Origin of the sequence: Thioclava sp. UBA3469 (genome assembly GCF_002378135.1) — a bacterium.
GTDB lineage: Bacteria > Pseudomonadota > Alphaproteobacteria > Rhodobacterales > Rhodobacteraceae > Thioclava > Thioclava sediminum.
The window spans coordinates 23,510-23,749 of record NZ_DFRG01000003.1 but is presented as its reverse complement, the minus strand read 5'-3'; the positions used below and the strand labels follow the sequence as shown (position 1 = coordinate 23,749).

General features: G+C 62.1%; 1 protein-coding gene. It reads left to right on the top strand.

Annotation, left to right across the window (positions count from 1 at the left end; genetic code table 11):
* Positions 1–240: cbb3-type cytochrome c oxidase subunit I (locus tag B3D39_RS00240; RefSeq protein ID WP_286789259.1), on the top strand; the 240-nt coding region annotated here is incomplete at both ends.

Sequence of the window (240 nt, the reverse complement as noted above, 5' to 3'; positions counted from 1 at the left end):
TACATCTGGGCCGGTCCGCACCACCTGCACTATACGGCGCTGCCCGACTGGGCCTCGACGCTGGGCATGACCTTCTCGGTGATCCTGTGGATGCCCTCCTGGGGTGGCATGATCAACGGTCTGATGACGCTCTCGGGCGCATGGGACAAGCTGCGCACCGATCCGATCATCCGCATGATGGTGGTGTCGGTCGGCTTCTACGGCATGTCGACCTTCGAAGGCCCGATGATGTCGATCAAG